15 protein-coding genes are annotated in these 14592 nt (G+C 60.3%); 8 read left to right on the plus strand and 7 right to left on the minus strand.

Annotated elements, in window-relative coordinates:
* Nucleotide 1: 1 nt before the first annotated feature.
* The 3 genes from C1J04_RS08385 to C1J04_RS08395 form a co-directional block, all read right to left on the minus strand.
* Nucleotides 2–1045 (minus strand): enoyl-CoA hydratase/isomerase family protein, encoded by a 1044-nt coding sequence (locus C1J04_RS08385; protein ID WP_009826772.1) that lies wholly within the window; start codon nucleotides 1043–1045, stop codon nucleotides 2–4.
* Nucleotides 1042–2184 (minus strand): acyl-CoA dehydrogenase family protein, encoded by a 1143-nt coding sequence (locus C1J04_RS08390; protein ID WP_009826773.1) that lies wholly within the window; start codon nucleotides 2182–2184, stop codon nucleotides 1042–1044. Before C1J04_RS08390 ends, C1J04_RS08385 begins: the two co-directional genes overlap by 4 nt.
* 117 nt (nucleotides 2185–2301) lie before the next feature.
* Nucleotides 2302–3801, minus strand: coding sequence for a CoA-acylating methylmalonate-semialdehyde dehydrogenase (locus tag C1J04_RS08395; RefSeq protein WP_009826774.1), 1500 nt, complete (start codon nucleotides 3799–3801; stop codon nucleotides 2302–2304).
* A 212-nt stretch (nucleotides 3802–4013) separates the two neighbouring features.
* Here C1J04_RS08395 and C1J04_RS08400 point away from each other — a divergent pair, with 212 nt between their 5' ends.
* The 3 genes from C1J04_RS08400 (at nucleotide 4014) to coaD (ending at nucleotide 5983) form a co-directional block, all read left to right on the plus strand.
* A complete protein-coding gene (locus C1J04_RS08400) occupies nucleotides 4014–4910 on the plus strand; it encodes a LysR family transcriptional regulator (protein WP_009826775.1) in 897 nt (298 codons plus the stop codon).
* A gap of 60 nt (nucleotides 4911–4970) precedes the next feature.
* A complete protein-coding gene (locus C1J04_RS08405) occupies nucleotides 4971–5405 on the plus strand; it encodes a CBS domain-containing protein (RefSeq protein WP_009826776.1) in 435 nt (144 codons plus the stop codon).
* Between the two features lie 83 nt (nucleotides 5406–5488).
* Nucleotides 5489–5983 (plus strand): pantetheine-phosphate adenylyltransferase, encoded by a 495-nt coding sequence (gene coaD / locus C1J04_RS08410; RefSeq protein ID WP_009826777.1) that lies wholly within the window; start codon nucleotides 5489–5491, stop codon nucleotides 5981–5983.
* A 3-nt stretch (nucleotides 5984–5986) separates the two neighbouring features.
* On the opposite strand, the gene gap (C1J04_RS08415) is transcribed toward coaD, so the two are convergent.
* From gap (C1J04_RS08415) to gap (C1J04_RS08420), 3 genes are all read right to left on the minus strand, one after another.
* The gene (gene gap, locus C1J04_RS08415) at nucleotides 5987–6988 is read right to left on the minus strand and encodes a type I glyceraldehyde-3-phosphate dehydrogenase (protein WP_009826778.1); all 1002 of its coding nucleotides are present in this window, start codon (nucleotides 6986–6988) and stop codon (nucleotides 5987–5989) included.
* Between the two features lie 113 nt (nucleotides 6989–7101).
* Entirely contained in the window at nucleotides 7102–7245 is a 144-nt protein-coding gene (locus C1J04_RS19445) for a hypothetical protein (RefSeq protein ID WP_005852981.1), read from the minus strand.
* Between the two features lie 64 nt (nucleotides 7246–7309).
* Nucleotides 7310–8311: a type I glyceraldehyde-3-phosphate dehydrogenase gene (gap, locus tag C1J04_RS08420; protein WP_009826779.1), complete on the minus strand. Its 1002-nt coding sequence runs from the start codon at nucleotides 8309–8311 to the stop codon at nucleotides 7310–7312.
* A gap of 192 nt (nucleotides 8312–8503) precedes the next feature.
* Here gap (C1J04_RS08420) and C1J04_RS08425 point away from each other — a divergent pair, with 192 nt between their 5' ends.
* A complete protein-coding gene (locus C1J04_RS08425) occupies nucleotides 8504–9499 on the plus strand; it encodes a DUF808 domain-containing protein (RefSeq protein ID WP_037954371.1) in 996 nt (331 codons plus the stop codon).
* A 290-nt stretch (nucleotides 9500–9789) separates the two neighbouring features.
* Nucleotides 9790–10836, plus strand: a complete 1047-nt coding sequence (locus tag C1J04_RS08430; protein ID WP_254655171.1) for a transketolase — start codon at nucleotides 9790–9792, stop codon at nucleotides 10834–10836.
* Between the two features lie 145 nt (nucleotides 10837–10981).
* Here C1J04_RS08430 and tkt read toward each other — a convergent pair whose 3' ends face one another.
* Nucleotides 10982–12997: a transketolase gene (tkt, locus tag C1J04_RS08435; protein ID WP_037954689.1), complete on the minus strand. Its 2016-nt coding sequence runs from the start codon at nucleotides 12995–12997 to the stop codon at nucleotides 10982–10984.
* 248 nt (nucleotides 12998–13245) lie between these two features.
* Here tkt and C1J04_RS08440 point away from each other — a divergent pair, with 248 nt between their 5' ends.
* The 3 genes from C1J04_RS08440 to C1J04_RS08450 are packed head-to-tail and all read left to right on the plus strand — an operon-like array spanning nucleotide 13246 to nucleotide 14524.
* Entirely contained in the window at nucleotides 13246–13746 is a 501-nt protein-coding gene (locus C1J04_RS08440; protein ID WP_009826783.1) for a hypothetical protein, read from the plus strand.
* On the plus strand, nucleotides 13746–14171 hold the full coding sequence (locus C1J04_RS08445; protein ID WP_009826784.1) for a cell division protein ZapA: 426 nt from the start codon (nucleotides 13746–13748) through the stop codon (nucleotides 14169–14171). The genes C1J04_RS08440 and C1J04_RS08445 overlap by 1 nt, the downstream gene beginning before the upstream one ends.
* The gene (locus C1J04_RS08450) at nucleotides 14168–14524 is read left to right on the plus strand and encodes an MliC family protein (protein WP_037954373.1); all 357 of its coding nucleotides are present in this window, start codon (nucleotides 14168–14170) and stop codon (nucleotides 14522–14524) included. The genes C1J04_RS08445 and C1J04_RS08450 overlap by 4 nt, the downstream gene beginning before the upstream one ends.
* The last annotated feature ends 68 nt before the right edge of the window (nucleotides 14525–14592 follow it).

Raw genomic sequence — 14592 nt, forward strand, 5'->3', positions numbered from 1 at the left:
CTCATGTGGTTCTCTCCAGTGTCAGGGCGTCCTCGGCCAGCGGGCGCAGCATCTTCGCTGTCGCGGCAAGGGGGACGTTCATATCGGCATATTGCCAGTTGGGGCTGCGGTCCTTGTCGATGATCGCCGCGCGGATCCCTTCAAGGAAGTCGCCATGCTCCATCGCGCGGAAGGTAAAGCGGTATTCCATATCCAACGCCTTCTCGATGCTCAGCGAGGGGCCGCGCAGACGGTGGATGATCTCGACCGTGCAGGCCATCGCCAACGGGCTGCTGCGCTGCATCTTCTTGAGCGTGTCTGCGGCAAATTCGCTGTCGGAGGCGCGCAGGGCGTTGAGGATATCCGCCAGCGTTTCGCCGCCAAAGAAGCTGTCGATCTCGGCCGCCTGCGCCTCGAGCGCTGACGCGGGCGGCGTGGTGCTTGCGGTTTCCAGAATGGCCACATCGCCTGAATTCTCAAGCGCGGCGATTACGTCGGGCCAGTTTAGCTCTGCGATGTAAGTGTCTGCGAAGCCGGCATAAATCGCATCTTCACCCTTCATCCGTGACGCGGTTGTGCCCAGATATTCGCCCACCCGACCGGGGGCCAGCGCCAGCATCAGGCTGCCGCCGACATCGGGCACCAGACCGATGCCACATTCCGGCATCGCGATCTGGCTGCTTTCCCCCACCACGCGGTGCGAGCCGTGACAGCCGATGCCAACACCGCCGCCCATGGTGAACCCCTGCAAGAAGGAGACGACGGGCTTGGTATAGGCGAAGATCTTGGCGTTCAGCCGGTATTCATCCGCCCAGAACTTGCGCCCGTAGGCGTAGTTGCCCTTGGTGCCTGTGGCGTAAAGTTCGGCGATGTCACCGCCCGAGCAAAAGGCACGATCCCCTTCGGCGTCAATGATGATCAGATCGACCTTCGGGTCATGCTGCCAAGCGTCAAAGGCGTCTTCGATGGCCAGACACATGTCATAGGTCATGGCGTTCAGCGCTTGGGGGCGGGTGAGGGTGATCCGTCCGGCGCGCCCTGAAATACGGATGGAGATATCGGTCATCGGTTCTTCAGCATATCCCGCGCCACGATGACGCGCATGATTTCATTGGTGCCTTCAAGGATCTGGTGGACGCGCAGGTCACGCACCAGCTTTTCGATACCGTAATCCGCCAGATAGCCATAGCCGCCGTGCAGTTGCAGACATTGATCGACGACCTTGCTGCCTGCCTCTGTCACGAACTTCTTGGCCATGGCGCAGAACTTGGTGGCATCCGGCGCGCCCGTGTCCAGCTTCCATGCGGCTTGGCGCAGGAAGACGCGGGCGGCTTGCAGTTCGATCTCCATCTCGGCTAGGCGGAATTGCAGACCCTGAAACTGGTCGATGGGTTTGCCGAATGCTTTACGCTCGCCCATATAGGTGAGCGTGGCGTTCAGCGCGGTCTGTGCAGCACCCAAGGAACAGGCGGCGATGTTCAAACGGCCGCCATCCAGCCCCATCATCGCATATTTGAAACCTTTTCCCTCTTCACCCACCAGATTTCCGGCAGGAATGTTGCAATCGTCAAACTGCACTTGGGACGTGGGTTGGCTGCGCCAGCCCATTTTATCCTCTAGCCCGCCAAAGGAAAGCCCCGCGGTCCCGTCTTCGACATAGACGGTGGACACGCCCGCGGCCCCATCATCCGAGGTGCGCACCATCGCGACATAGGCGTCTGAATAGCCGCCGCCCGAGATGAACGCCTTGGTACCGTTCAAAGTATAGCCTTCGTTCGTGCGGGTGCATTTCGTCTTGAGCGCCGCCGCGTCAGAGCCCGATCCGGGCTCCGTCAGGCAATAGCTGAGCACGGTGTTCATGCTCAGGATGTCGGGCATGATCCGCGACTTGAGGTCGTCACTGGCAAAGCTGTCCAGCATCTTGGCGCACATGTTATGGATCGACAGAAAGGCCGCGACCGACGGGCAAGCCATGCTGAGCGCTTCGAACACCAGCGTCGCATCAAGCCGCGTCAGGCCGGATCCGCCTGCATCCTCGGACACGTAAAGCCCGCCAAAGCCCAGCTCTGCAATCTTGGGCCAAAGGTCTTTGGGGATTGTTTCGTCTTTCTCCCACTTCTGGGCGAAAGGGGCGATATGTTCCTGGCCAAAGCCATAGGCCATGTCGAAAATCGCGGTTTGCTCTTCTGAAAGTGCGAAATCCATAAACGGTGATCCCTCCCAAGACCGATCGAATTGAACGTGTGTTTAATTGTAAGCATGCACGTGGGCGTCGTGCAAGCACCCTCCGGCGGGGGAGCCGCCGAAGGGCGAGGATGGGGCTTATTCCATCGGCTTGAAGTTGAACTCGCCGCCTTCTTTGATGCCCGAGGGCCAGCGCGAGGTCACGGTTTTGGTGCGTGTGTAGAACTTGAACGCATCCGGCCCGTGCTGATTCAGGTCGCCAAAGACCGATTTTTTCCAGCCGCCAAAGGTGTGATAGGCAAGCGGCACGGGGATCGGCACGTTGATCCCGATCATGCCGACGTTGACGCGCGCCGCAAAGTCACGCGCCGCGTCGCCGTCACGGGTAAAGATCGCGGTGCCGTTGCCCATTTCGTGATCCATCGCAAGACCAAGCGCCTCTTCATAGGTTTTGGCGCGGACGGTAGACAGAACCGGCCCGAAGATCTCGTGCTTGTAGATGTCCATATCGGGGGTGACGTTGTCAAAGAGGTGCGGGCCGACAAAGAAGCCTTCCTCGTAGCCTTGCAGCTTAAAGTCGCGCCCATCGACAACCAGCGTGGCCCCCTGATCGACGCCAGTTTGTACCAGCCGTTCGATGTTTGCCTTCGCGGCTGCGGTGACCACGGGGCCGTAATCGACATCATTGCCCGAAGTATAGGGCCCGACTTTCAGCTTCTCGATGCGCGGCACCAGCTTTTCGATCAAACGGTCGGCGGTTTCCTCGCCCACAGGCACAGCGACCGAGATCGCCATGCAGCGTTCGCCCGCCGCGCCATAGCCCGCGCCGATCAGCGCGTCCGCGGCCTGGTCCAGATCGGCGTCCGGCATGATGATCATGTGGTTCTTGGCACCGCCAAAGCATTGAACGCGTTTGCCATTCGCGCAGCCCGTGCCGTAGATATATTCGGCGATGGGGGTTGAGCCGACAAAGCCCACCGATTGAATGACAGGGTGATGCAGGATCGCGTCAACCGCTTCCTTGTCGCCATTGACGACCTGAATGATACCTTTGGGCAGGCCCGCTTCTTCCAGCAGTTCGGCCAGCATCAGGGGTACGGATGGATCACGCTCGGATGGTTTGAGGATGAAGGCGTTGCCGCAGACGATGGCGGGGGCGAACATCCACATGGGGATCATGGCGGGGAAGTTGAACGGCGTGACGCCTGCGGACACGCCAAGGGGCTGGCGCATGGAGTACATGTCGATGCCGGGGCCCGCGCTGTCGGTGAAATCGCCTTTCAGCAACTCGGGCGCGCCGATGCAGTATTCCACCACTTCCAGACCGCGCTGCACGTCACCGGCGGCGTCGGGCAGGGTCTTTCCGTGTTCGCGGCTCAGCGCTTCGGCGAGCTTGTCCATATCGCGGTTCAGCAGGTCCACGAACTTCATCATCACCCGCGCCCGACGCTGGGGGTTCACCGCGGCCCATGCGGGTTGCGCGGCCATGGCGTATTTCACGGCTTGATCCATTTCGGACTCGTTGGCCAGCGGCACCTTGGCCTGCACTTCGCCGGTTGCGGGGTTGTACACGTCGGCAAAGCGGCCTGACGTGCCTTTGACGTGGGCGCCGTTCAGGTAATGGGTCAACTCTTGCATGGAATGCTCCTTCTGTGCGTTTGGCGGCAGGTTAGGCTTGCAAAAAACAAAGCAAAAGAGGCATGGCGTCAAAATCGTTTTGCATTATTGCAAAGCCTAGCGCGGGCTGAAAGGGTAGGATGGGGCGCTGCCCCCGTCCTTCGGACGCCCCCGGAGTTTAGGGGCAAAATGAAGTCTGTGCAGAAAACGAAGCGTGAAAGGAGCCGTGGCCGATGATGGGAAACTGGGACGACCTGCGGCTGTTTCTGGCCGTCGCACGCGAGCAGAGCCTATCGGGGGCGGGGAAGCTGTTGCGGTTGGATCCGGCGACCTTGGGGCGACGCATGGCGCGGCTGGAAAAGACCATGCAAGCGGTATTATTCGTGAAATCGCCCTCGGGCTACGCGCTGACCGAGGCGGGCGTGCAGTTGCTGTCGCGCGCCGAAGCCGCAGAGCAGGCGATGCGGCAGGCCACGGCGGATGTGGTCGTGCCGTCGGACCAACTGGCAGGGCAGATCAGGATCGGGGCACCGGACGGCTGCGCCAATTATCTGCTGCCGCAGGTCTGCGCCCGTTTGGTGGCGGATAATCCGGGGCTCGATATCCAGATTGTCGCCCTGCCGCGGGTGTTCAACCTGTCGCGGCGCGAGGCGGATATGGCGATCGGGGTCAGCGCGCCCACGGCGGGGCGGCTGGTTGTGCAGAAAATCGCCGACTACCAGCTGCATCTTGCCGCCGCCGACAGCTATCTTGCCGCGCGTCCCGCGATCCGGACCGTTGCAGACCTGCAGGGGCACCGGTTGGTGGGGTATATCCCCGACATGATCTTTGATCGCGAGCTTGATTATCTGGCGGAGCTTGGCATGACGCGGGTGCCTCTGGCCTCTAATTCCGTGTCCGTTCAGGTGAATATGATCCGGCAAGGGGGCGGCGTCGGGATTGTGCATGATTTCTCGCTTCCTGCGACGCCGGGGGTGACGCGCATCCTGACCGGCGACGTGCATCTGAGCCGCGCCTTTTATTTGATTCGCCACGAAGACGACCGGCGCAATCTGCGTCTGAGCCGCTTTGCGGAAGCTCTGGCGCAGGGCGTCCGCGCCGAAGTGGCGAAACTGGAGGCAATTGCTTGACACGCAACAGTATTAAAGGGAACCTGACCTATAGGTAATATTCTTGCGAAGGGGCCGACCATGCTAGTTTCCCAAATCCTGAAAACCAAAGCGGATGACAGTGTCACGACGGTAAAACCGGGCACGCGTATCTCGCAGGCGGCGGCGATGTTGTCGGAAAAGCGGATCGGGACCCTGGTCGTGTCAGCGGACGGCAAAACGCCCGATGGTATCCTGTCGGAGCGTGACATCGTGCGCACCCTAGGCCGCGAGGGCGGCGGCTGTCTGGACGACACCGTAGAGGCGCTGATGACGCGCGATCTGATCACCTGCGCCAAGGATGAAACCGCTGATGATATCCTTGCCAAGATGACCCAGGGCCGCTTTCGCCACATGCCTGTTTTGCAGGATGGGGTTCTGATCGGCCTCATCTCTTTGGGGGATGTGGTCAAGGCCCGCCTGATGGAACTTTCGATGGAGAAAGACGCACTCGAGGGGATGATCAGGGGCCACTAGCCCACCGAAATTGGCGTTGCATCTTCGCGGTGTAAATGCTTGCTTGCACTTCGAATAACGACTTGAAATGACTGGACTCTCCCATGCGCGTAGGCCTTTACCCCGGCACCTTCGACCCTATCACTTTGGGTCACATCGACATCATCCGGCGGGCGGCGACGCTTGTTGATAAACTGGTGATCGGGGTCGCTATCAACCGCGACAAGGGGCCATTGTTCGAGCTGGAAGAACGTGTCGCCCAGATCGAAGAGGAATGCGGCAAGCTGAACCAGGAGACCGGGACAGAGATCGTGGTGCATCCCTTCGAGAACCTGCTGATCGATTGCGCCCATGATGTGGGGGCACAGATGATCATCCGCGGGCTGCGGGCCGTGGCGGATTTCGAGTACGAGTATCAGATGGTGGGGATGAACCGTAAACTAGATGACAGCGTCGAGACGGTCTTCTTGATGGCAGAGGCCGAGCATCAGGCGATTGCCAGCCGTTTGGTCAAGGAAATCGCCCGGCTTGGCGGGGACGTCAGCAAATTTGTGACGCCCGCCGTCAATGCCGAGCTGTTAAAGCGTTTCTCGCAATAACGATCAGAGGGTTTTCGCAACCTCGCGTGAGGTGTCGAGCATACGGTTCGAGAACCCCCACTCGTTGTCATACCAGCCCAGAACCCGCAGCTGTGTCCCGCTTTGGACAGAGGTCTGATCAAGGGCCACGACACAGGAATGTGAATCGTGGTTCAGGTCGATCGACACCAGAGGACGGTCAACCAGACCAAGGATGCCTTTCAGCGGGCCTTCGGCGGCGGTGCGCAGGGTGGCGTTGACCTCCTCCACCGTGGCTTCTTTCGACAGTTCGACCACCAGATCGACACAGGATACGTTCGGTGTGGGCACGCGGATCGCGGTGCCGCCGATCAGCCCGTCAAGCTCGGGCAGCACTTTACCCAGTGTCTTGGCCGCACCGGTGGTGGTGGGGATCATCGACAGCGCCGCGGCGCGGGCACGGTACAGGTCGCTGTGCGCGGTGTCATGCACCGGCTGGTCGCCGGTGTAGCTGTGGATTGTGGTCATATGGCCGTGCTTGATGCCGAAGGCGTCATGCAGGGTCTTGGCCAGCGGTGCCATGCAGTTGGTGGTGCAGGAGGCGTTGCTCAGCACCGTGTCTTCGGCGGTGATCAGATCGTGGTTCACACCGTAGACGATTGTTTTCATGGCGTCTTTACCGGGGGCAGAGATGACGACCCGTTTCGATCCATTCGTCAGATGTTTGGCCGCGGCATCGCGGGTGGTGAAGATGCCGGTGCATTCCAGCACGATGTCCACATCGCCCCAGGGCAGGGCAGCGGGGTCGCGTTCTGCGGTCACGCGGATCGGGCCTTGGCCCACATCCATCGTGTTGTCGCCCAGGGTGACCGGACGGCCAAAGCGCCCGTGGACCGAGTCGAATTCGAACAGATGTGCGTTGGTTTCCAGCGGGGCGAGATCGTTGATCGCCACCACCTGCAAATCATCGTCGCCACGCTCCATCAGCGCGCGCAAAACGTTACGACCGATACGGCCAAAGCCATTGATTGCCAATTTGGTAGCCATGGGGCGTCCTCCTGAATGTGATAGCGCTAACATCGACATTTATGACCAAGAGTCAACCTGTGCAGGGCAATATTGCGCCGGAAGCGATTGGAGGGAAGGGGCCGACTGTCGGATCAGCGCCAGAACGCCACCCATTCGATCAGGTCGACAAATTTCTTGGTCAGGAAAATCAGATGTTCGCTGCCATAGATCAACGCATCAATCCCCAGTGCGGTCAGCAATACAGCAGCGAGAGAGACAGCGATGGGGGTGTCCATGGGGGCGGTGGTCCTTGCCTGCGGGTGGCCCAGATATGACAGGGCAACCCGCGCGTCGCAAGTCTTAGCCCAGTTTGCCCATGGCAACGGCGACATCGGCCATACGGACAGAGAAGGCCCACTCGTTGTCATACCACGCCAGGACACGCACCAGACGGTTGCCAACGACCTTGGTCTGGTCGGGCGCGAAGATCGACGAATGTTCGGTGTGGTTGAAATCAACCGATACTTTCTGTTCCGCGTCATAGGCAAAGACCCGCGACATCGGGCCGTTTGCAGCAGCGCGCATGGCCTCGTTGACCTCTTCTACCGTGACATCACGGCCTGCCATAAAGGTCAGGTCAACCGCGCTGACGTTTGGTGTTGGAACGCGCATGGCGGTGCCATCCAGCTTGCCTTTGAGCGCGGGCAGCACTTCGCCCAAGGCTTTCGCCGCACCGGTAGAGGTCGGGATGATCGCCATCGCAGCGGCGCGCGCGCGGTAAAGGTCTTCGTGGCGGCGGTCCAGCGTCGGCTGGTCGCCGGTATAGCTGTGCACGGTGGTCATGATGCCGCTTTCGATGCCGAACGCATCATGCAGCGCCTTGGCCATCGGGGCCAGACAGTTGGTGGTGCACGACCCGTTCGATACCATCGTGTCCGAGGCCTGCAATTCGCCGTCGTTCACGCCGTAGACCACAGTACGGTCGACGTTCTTGCCCGGTGCCGACAGCAACACGCGTTTTGCGCCCTGATCCAGATGGACCTTTGCCAGCAGCCCGTCGTTGAACTTGCCCGTGCATTCCAGCACGACGTCGCACCCTTCCCAGTTCAGCTCGTTCATCTGGTAGGTCGACATGACCTCCATCTCTCCGCGCCCCAGATCCAGCGTGCCGTTGCCGACCTTGACTTCATTGGGAAAACGCCCGTGGACGGAATCGTATTTGATCAGATGTGCCGCAGTCTCCAGCGGGCCGGTCGCGTTGATGCGCACCACCTCGATGTCGTCCCGGCCCGACGCCGCGATATGAGACAGGGTGCAGCGGCCGATGCGGCCAAATCCGTTGATACCGACTTTGATGGTCATGGGGGCGTCCTTTGGCAAAGATCTGGAACTTTGCCGGTTCTATATCTGGTGGTCGTGAACAGGGGAAAGGGCTAAAACCCCCTAATTTCCGTATGTTAGCGATAAATATTCGTGTTAGCGATAACCCTCAGATCGGCTTTGCCTTCTGCCTGCGCTGCGCTACCCTTACCCCAACAATTATGGAGAGACTGAATGAGCGGCCTATTAGCCCTGTTGGATGATGTAGCAGCGATTGCAAAAGTGGCCGCGGCCAGCGTGGATGATGTGTTCGGCCAGGCCGCCAAGGCCAGTGCCAAAGCCGCGGGTGCCGTCATTGACGACGCCGCCGTGACCCCGAAATACGTCAGCGGCTTCGAGGCCAACCGCGAACTGCCGATCATCTGGCGCATCACCAAAGGGTCGCTGAAGAACAAGCTGGTCTTCTTGTTGCCCGCCGGTTTGCTGCTGTCGAATTTCGCGCCATGGCTGATCGCGCCCTTGTTGATGTTGGGTGGGGCCTACTTATGTTTTGAAGGCGCTGAGAAGATCGCCCATGCGCTTGGGGTAGGGGGAAAAGGACACGAGGATCATCCCCCCGGTGCCGATGAAAAGGTGATCAAGGACCCCGCCAAGTTGGAAGAGCAAAAGGCCAAAGGTGCGATCAAGACCGACTTTATCCTCTCGGCCGAGATTATGACCATCGTGCTGTCAAACCTCGAGGTGTCAAATTTCTGGATGGAAGCAGGCGCTTTGGCCGCCGCCGCCGTAATCATCACGCTCGCAGTTTATGGCTCTGTCGCGCTGATCGTAAAGATGGATGATGTGGGGCTTTATATGGCCAAGAACGGCAATCTCGGCCTGACCCGTGGTCTGGGCCGCGGGATCGTGCGCGGCATGCCGTGGTTCCTCAAGGCGCTGACCATTATCGGGACGGCGGCCATGCTCTGGGTCGGCGGATCGATCATCGTGCACGGTATGGAAGAGCTTGGCTTCGGCGCGCTTGGCCACCTGATCCACGACTATGCCGTCGCTTTCGGCCATATGGTGCCGGTCGCGTATGAAGGTGCCGCCGAATGGGTCGCCAAAGCCGCGATGGACGGTGTGTTTGGTCTGGCCCTTGGGCTGGTGCTGATCCCCGTCGGTGAAAAGATCATCACCCCGCTGTGGCGCGCGGTCTTCAACCGCAAGGATGCCGGCGCACACGCGTAAACGGGGCGGATATGAGGGAGAGGAAGGGGGCGCAGGTTGCGCCCCTTTTTTGTGGCTGGCCGGGGTTAATCGTTGGCGCACCTATGAACCCTGCCTACGAAGACAATCCCTAGGTTCGAATGCGGGCTGCGGAAGGAAAAGCCCTTGAGGCTGTCATGCGGTGGAACATTTGCCGCGCCTTGTCGGTTGAGCGGTAAGGCATGGGACGCCATAACGTTCACCCCGACATGTCCATTTTTGAAACTCGGTGCTGGATGCTTGATCCGCCACTTTGATATGGAGGTCTTTTCGTGAAATTCACCCCCCTTGCATGCGCAACCATTCTGGCTTGCGCCGTAGCGCCCGTTCTAAACGCAGGGGTCGCGTTGCCCAGTGCGACAATGTCTTCCCTGACCGTGCCTATGGGGCAGGACTCCCAGATCGTGAAGATCAAAAACGACAAGGAAAAAGGCCCCAAGAAGGCGAAGAAGGAAAAGCATAAGAAGGACAAGCACGGGAAGAAAGAGAAGAAACACAAGAAGAAACACGAGAAACAGGCCAAGAAGCTAGAGAAGAAGCTTGAAAAGCACGAAAAGGTAAAAGTGAAAGTCAAACGGTCGAAGGAGGATCGTTCGCGTATTTCAAACGAGGTTCTCGAAGTGCGCGCACCTGAAGGTCGTGACATGAGCGTGCTACTTGGTGCCGTGCCACTCGCGCTCTTGGGCTCTCAAATCGCCTTTGCTGATGTCCCCGAAGATAAACGGCTGACCTATCGCAACTGCCCACCTGGTCTTGCAAAGATGGACCCACCGTGCGTGCCCCCTGGACTTGCCAAAAAAGGCGTGACCTATGAGGAATGGGTGGCATACGACGATAAGCAGCTTGACGCCATCTACCTTGATCAGCGTACGGAATTCTTGGATCGGGACATTGTCATTGGTGACGAAAGGGTGCCGGATCGGGACGTGGTTGTCGAAGAAGATGCAAATCAAGACGTCGTCCTTGACGACGATACCCTGTTGCTCAGTTCCGAACAGATTGCATCGCTTTACGATCTTCGCCCCGCACCGGCAGGCAAGCGCTATGCTTTGATCGATGGCCAGCCTGTGTTGCTCACCCAAAAAGATTACACATCGCTGCTGCGGATCAATGAATTGGCGCGGGTTGAAAACCTACCAGACGGCGTGCGCATAGCACCTACAGCGGCGTTGACGCAGAACGAATTGCGCCAAACCTACAAATTGCCACAGCTTGAGACCGGCAATAACTATGCTGTTGTGAATGGTGAACTGGTGACGTTGCAGGACAGCGCATTCGAAACATTGCAACTTATCCGGATCGCGCGCGCCATTTTTTGAGGCCACGCTGAAGTTAGACCGAGGGGCATGCGCCACGCCTCTCGCAGCTTTTGCCAGCGTCAGACGGCCCGCAACATTGTGGTACAAAAATAGAAAGGGGGAGCAAAATGCTCCCCCTTTTTCGTTGTGACTGTATCCGTTCAGATCACAGCAGCGCTTTGGCCTTGTCGGCGACGTTCTGCGGGGTGATGTCGAACTTTTCGAACAGCTCTTCCGCGGGGGCGGAGGCACCGAAGCGGTCCATGCCGACGAAATCGGCCTTGTTCCACTTGCCACGCTCGCCGGTGAGCCAGCGATCCCAGCCTTGGCGTACGGCGGCTTCGACGCCGACGCGGACGGGGCCGGCGGGGAGGACGCGGCGGCGGTAGGCTTCGTCTTGGGCGGCGAAGAGCTCCATGCAGGGCATGGACACGACGCGGGTGCCGATGCCTTCGGCTTGCAGCAGGTCACGGGCTTTCAGCGCGATCTCGACTTCAGAGCCGGTGGCGATCAGGATAACCTGACGTTTGCCTTCGGCGTCCGCAAGAACATAGGCACCCTGTTCGGTGAGGTTCTTGTTCTTGTGCTCAAGGCGCACGGTGGGCAGGCCCTGACGGGTCAGCGACAGCACCGACGGCGTCTTTTTGCTGCTCAGCGCGATTTCCCAGGCCTCTGCGGTTTCAACCGTGTCAGCGGGGCGGAACACATAGGTGTTGGGTGTCGCGCGGCTGATCGCCAGATGCTCGACGGGTTGGTGCGTCGGGCCGTCTTCGCCCAGACCGATGCTGTCGTGGGTCATTACAAACACGCTTGGCACCTGCATCAGCGCGGCAAGGCGCATGGCGGGGCGGGCGTAGTCGGTGAAACACATGAACGTGCCGCCGTAGGGGCGGATACCGCCGTGCAGCGCCATGCCGTTCATCGCGGCGGCCATGCCGTGTTCACGGATCCCCCAGTAGACGTAGCGCCCACCACGGTTGTCCACATCAAACACGCCCAGATCAGCGGTCTTTGTGTTATTCGAACCGGTCAGGTCAGCCGAGCCGCCCACGGTTTCGCTATAGAGCGGGTTCAACACCTCAAGCGTCTTTTCGCTGCTGGCGCGGGTGGCCAGTTTCGGCGCGTTTTCCGACGTCTGCTTTTTGAACGCCTTGATCGTCGCGCTCAGCTTCTTGGGGGCGTCACCGGCCAGCGCGCGGTTGAACTCTTCACGCTTTGTGCGCGACATGGCGTCGAAACGCTCTTCCCAGGCGCGGCGGTCGTCTGCGCCGCGTTTGCCGATCTCTTCCCAGGCGGATTTCACGTCGGCGGGGACTTCGAACGGGCCGGTTGTCCAGCCATAGGCGGCTTTGGCGGCGGCCATCTGGTCCGCATCGGTCAGCGCGCCGTGACCTTTGGACGTATCCTGCGCGGCGTGACCAAGCGCGATATGCGTTTTGCAAGCGATCATCGTGGGAAGATGGGATTTGCGCGCCTCGGTCAAGGCGGCGTCGATTTCATCGGGGTTGTGGCCGTCGATTTCAATGACGTGCCAGTCAGCAGCTTTGAAACGCGCGACCTGATCCACTTTGTCGGAAAGCGATACCGGCCCGTCGATGGTGATGTCGTTGTTGTCCCACATCACGATCAGCTTGCTCAGCTTGTGGCGGCCCGCAAGGGCAATCGCCTCGTGGCTGATACCTTCCATCAGGCAGCCGTCGCCCGCGATCACATAGGTGAAGTGGTCGACGATCTTTTTGCCGTATTGCGCGCGCTGGATTTCCTCGGCCATTGCAAACCCGACCGAATTCGCGATCCCCTGACCCAGCGGGCCGGTGGTGGTTTCAATCGCATCGGCCAGGAAGTTTTCAGGGTGGCCCGCGGTGCGTGCGCCCATCTGGCGGAAGTTCTTGATCTCTTCGAGGGGGAATTGCTCGTAGCCGGTCAGGTGCAGCAGCGAATAGATCAGCATGGACCCGTGGCCGGCCGACAGGATAAACCGGTCGCGGTCAGGCCACAGCGGGTTGGACGCGTCGAACTTCAGGTGCTTTTCAAACAAGACAGTGGCGACATCCGCCATGCCCATCGGCATGCCCGAGTGGCCGGAATTGGCGGCGGCGACAGCGTCCAGCGTCAGGGCGCGAATGGCGGTCGCTTTGGACCAATGGGCGGGATGGGCTTTGGCGAGGGCGTTCAGATCCACGGTGCAAGCTTCCTTATAAGGGGGAAAAGGGATTGCGCGGATCAATACCAGCCACCCCGCAAAGATCAAGGCCCAGAGGACACCCCGCGCAGCAGAGCTTTTCCGCCGGGCCAAGGCATTGTTCTTAAAGGGGCAGTATTCCGCCTTTGGTTTCGGTAGGATCAGCCGAAACCACGTTGACCAGCGATTCGATGGTTGGCAAACTGCATTTTACGACTGACATACGACGTTTTACGAGGAACCCTGCGATGAGCGACATAGAACACTTGCAAGGCCGTATTCTGGCGGCGCTTGAAAGGGCATCGCGCGGAGCTGACAAACTGGCCGTCGCCAAGGCGGAGGTCCCCGATCTTTCGGAAGAACTGGCGCAGGAACGCGCTGTCAACGCAGAGCTTTCTGAACAGGTCACTGCCCTGAAAAAGCGGCTAGAGGATGAAACCGCGCATCTGCGGGCTGAACTGGCCACAGCACAGGCGCGCAACAACAGTGCGGCCGCGGCACAGGCCCAGACCGAAAAGCTTGATCTGGAAATCCAGCGGGTGCGCCGCGCCAATGCGCAGCTGGCCGATGCCTGCGCTGCGCTGCGCGAAGCCAATGCCGAAGGGGTGGGGGACGCCGATCTGATCAATGCCGCCTTGCAGGCAGAGCTTGACGCGCTGCATGCCGCCCGGCGCGCCGATGTGGCAGAGGCGGACGCGATCCTCTCTGTTCTTACCCCGCTTGTTCCCACTGCCGAGGAGTCTGCCTGATGCCCGAAGTTTCCATCTCTATCGGCGGTCGCCAATTCGAAGTTTCCTGCCAGGAGGGCGAGGAAGACTACCTGCACGCCGCAGCCAAGATGCTCGACGATGAAGCGCAGGTGTTGTCGGATCAGGTGGGCCGGATGCCCGAAGCGCGGATGTTGTTGATGGCGGGCCTGCTGCTTGCCGATAAAACCGCCAGCGTCGAGGATAAGATCAAGGAAGCCCGCGCCGAACTGGCAGAGCGTGACGCAGAGCTTGCAAGCCTGCGCAATGTCGTGGTGGAGCCCGAGCGGATCGAGGTGCCTGTCATCCCGCAAAGCGTCACCGACAGCCTTGCCGAAATGGCCGCCCGCGCCGAAGCCTTGGCGAGCGAGATCGAAGACAAGGCTCAAGACGGGGTCCGAGACAAGGCCCAAGACGGGGCCCAGTGACCCCGCCGCGCGCAATCGCATTCGGGGCCGCGGCCGCGTGGTGGCTCGGGGTAGGGGGCGGCGCTTTGGCGCAGGCCATGCCGGTCACCACCACCTATATCTGCGAGCGCGGGGTCGAGGTGCCGGCTTCCTATACCACCCCCGAACAGGGGGAGGCGACGGCTGTGCTTTATGTGGAAAACCGCATGGTCACGCTGGTCCGGACCCGCGCGGCATCAGGGGCGCGCTATGCATGGCCCTCGGACGGTTCTGGCTATGTCTGGTGGACCAAGGGGGACGGCGCGACGCTATTCTGGCATGATGCGGCGGCGGGTGAGGATGTCACGCTCTACGCGGCGTGTCAGGCACAGTAACACGATCTATGCAGGGCGTGCGCCGGTGTGCGTGGCGCGGTTCGGGTGCCCCTTGATCCAAGGCGCAC

Source organism: Sulfitobacter sp. SK025, from assembly GCF_003352105.1.
GTDB lineage: Bacteria > Pseudomonadota > Alphaproteobacteria > Rhodobacterales > Rhodobacteraceae > Sulfitobacter > Sulfitobacter pontiacus.

Excerpts from the sequence above, each read along its gene's own strand:
- C1J04_RS08385 (WP_009826772.1), bottom strand. The coding sequence starts at position 1,045 with ATGACCGATATCTCCATCCGTATTTCAGGGCGCGCCGGACGGATCACC.
- C1J04_RS08390 (WP_009826773.1), bottom strand. The coding sequence starts at position 2,184 with ATGGATTTCGCACTTTCAGAAGAGCAAACCGCGATTTTCGACATGGCC.
- C1J04_RS08395 (WP_009826774.1), bottom strand. The coding sequence starts at position 3,801 with ATGCAAGAGTTGACCCATTACCTGAACGGCGCCCACGTCAAAGGCACG.
- C1J04_RS08400 (WP_009826775.1), top strand. The coding sequence starts at position 4,014 with ATGATGGGAAACTGGGACGACCTGCGGCTGTTTCTGGCCGTCGCACGC.
- C1J04_RS08405 (WP_009826776.1), top strand. The coding sequence starts at position 4,971 with ATGCTAGTTTCCCAAATCCTGAAAACCAAAGCGGATGACAGTGTCACG.
- coaD (WP_009826777.1), top strand. The coding sequence starts at position 5,489 with ATGCGCGTAGGCCTTTACCCCGGCACCTTCGACCCTATCACTTTGGGT.
- gap (WP_009826778.1), bottom strand. The coding sequence starts at position 6,988 with ATGGCTACCAAATTGGCAATCAATGGCTTTGGCCGTATCGGTCGTAAC.
- C1J04_RS19445 (WP_005852981.1), bottom strand. The coding sequence starts at position 7,245 with ATGGACACCCCCATCGCTGTCTCTCTCGCTGCTGTATTGCTGACCGCA.
- gap (WP_009826779.1), bottom strand. The coding sequence starts at position 8,311 with ATGACCATCAAAGTCGGTATCAACGGATTTGGCCGCATCGGCCGCTGC.
- C1J04_RS08425 (WP_037954371.1), top strand. The coding sequence starts at position 8,504 with ATGAGCGGCCTATTAGCCCTGTTGGATGATGTAGCAGCGATTGCAAAA.
- C1J04_RS08440 (WP_009826783.1), top strand. The coding sequence starts at position 13,246 with ATGAGCGACATAGAACACTTGCAAGGCCGTATTCTGGCGGCGCTTGAA.
- C1J04_RS08445 (WP_009826784.1), top strand. The coding sequence starts at position 13,746 with ATGCCCGAAGTTTCCATCTCTATCGGCGGTCGCCAATTCGAAGTTTCC.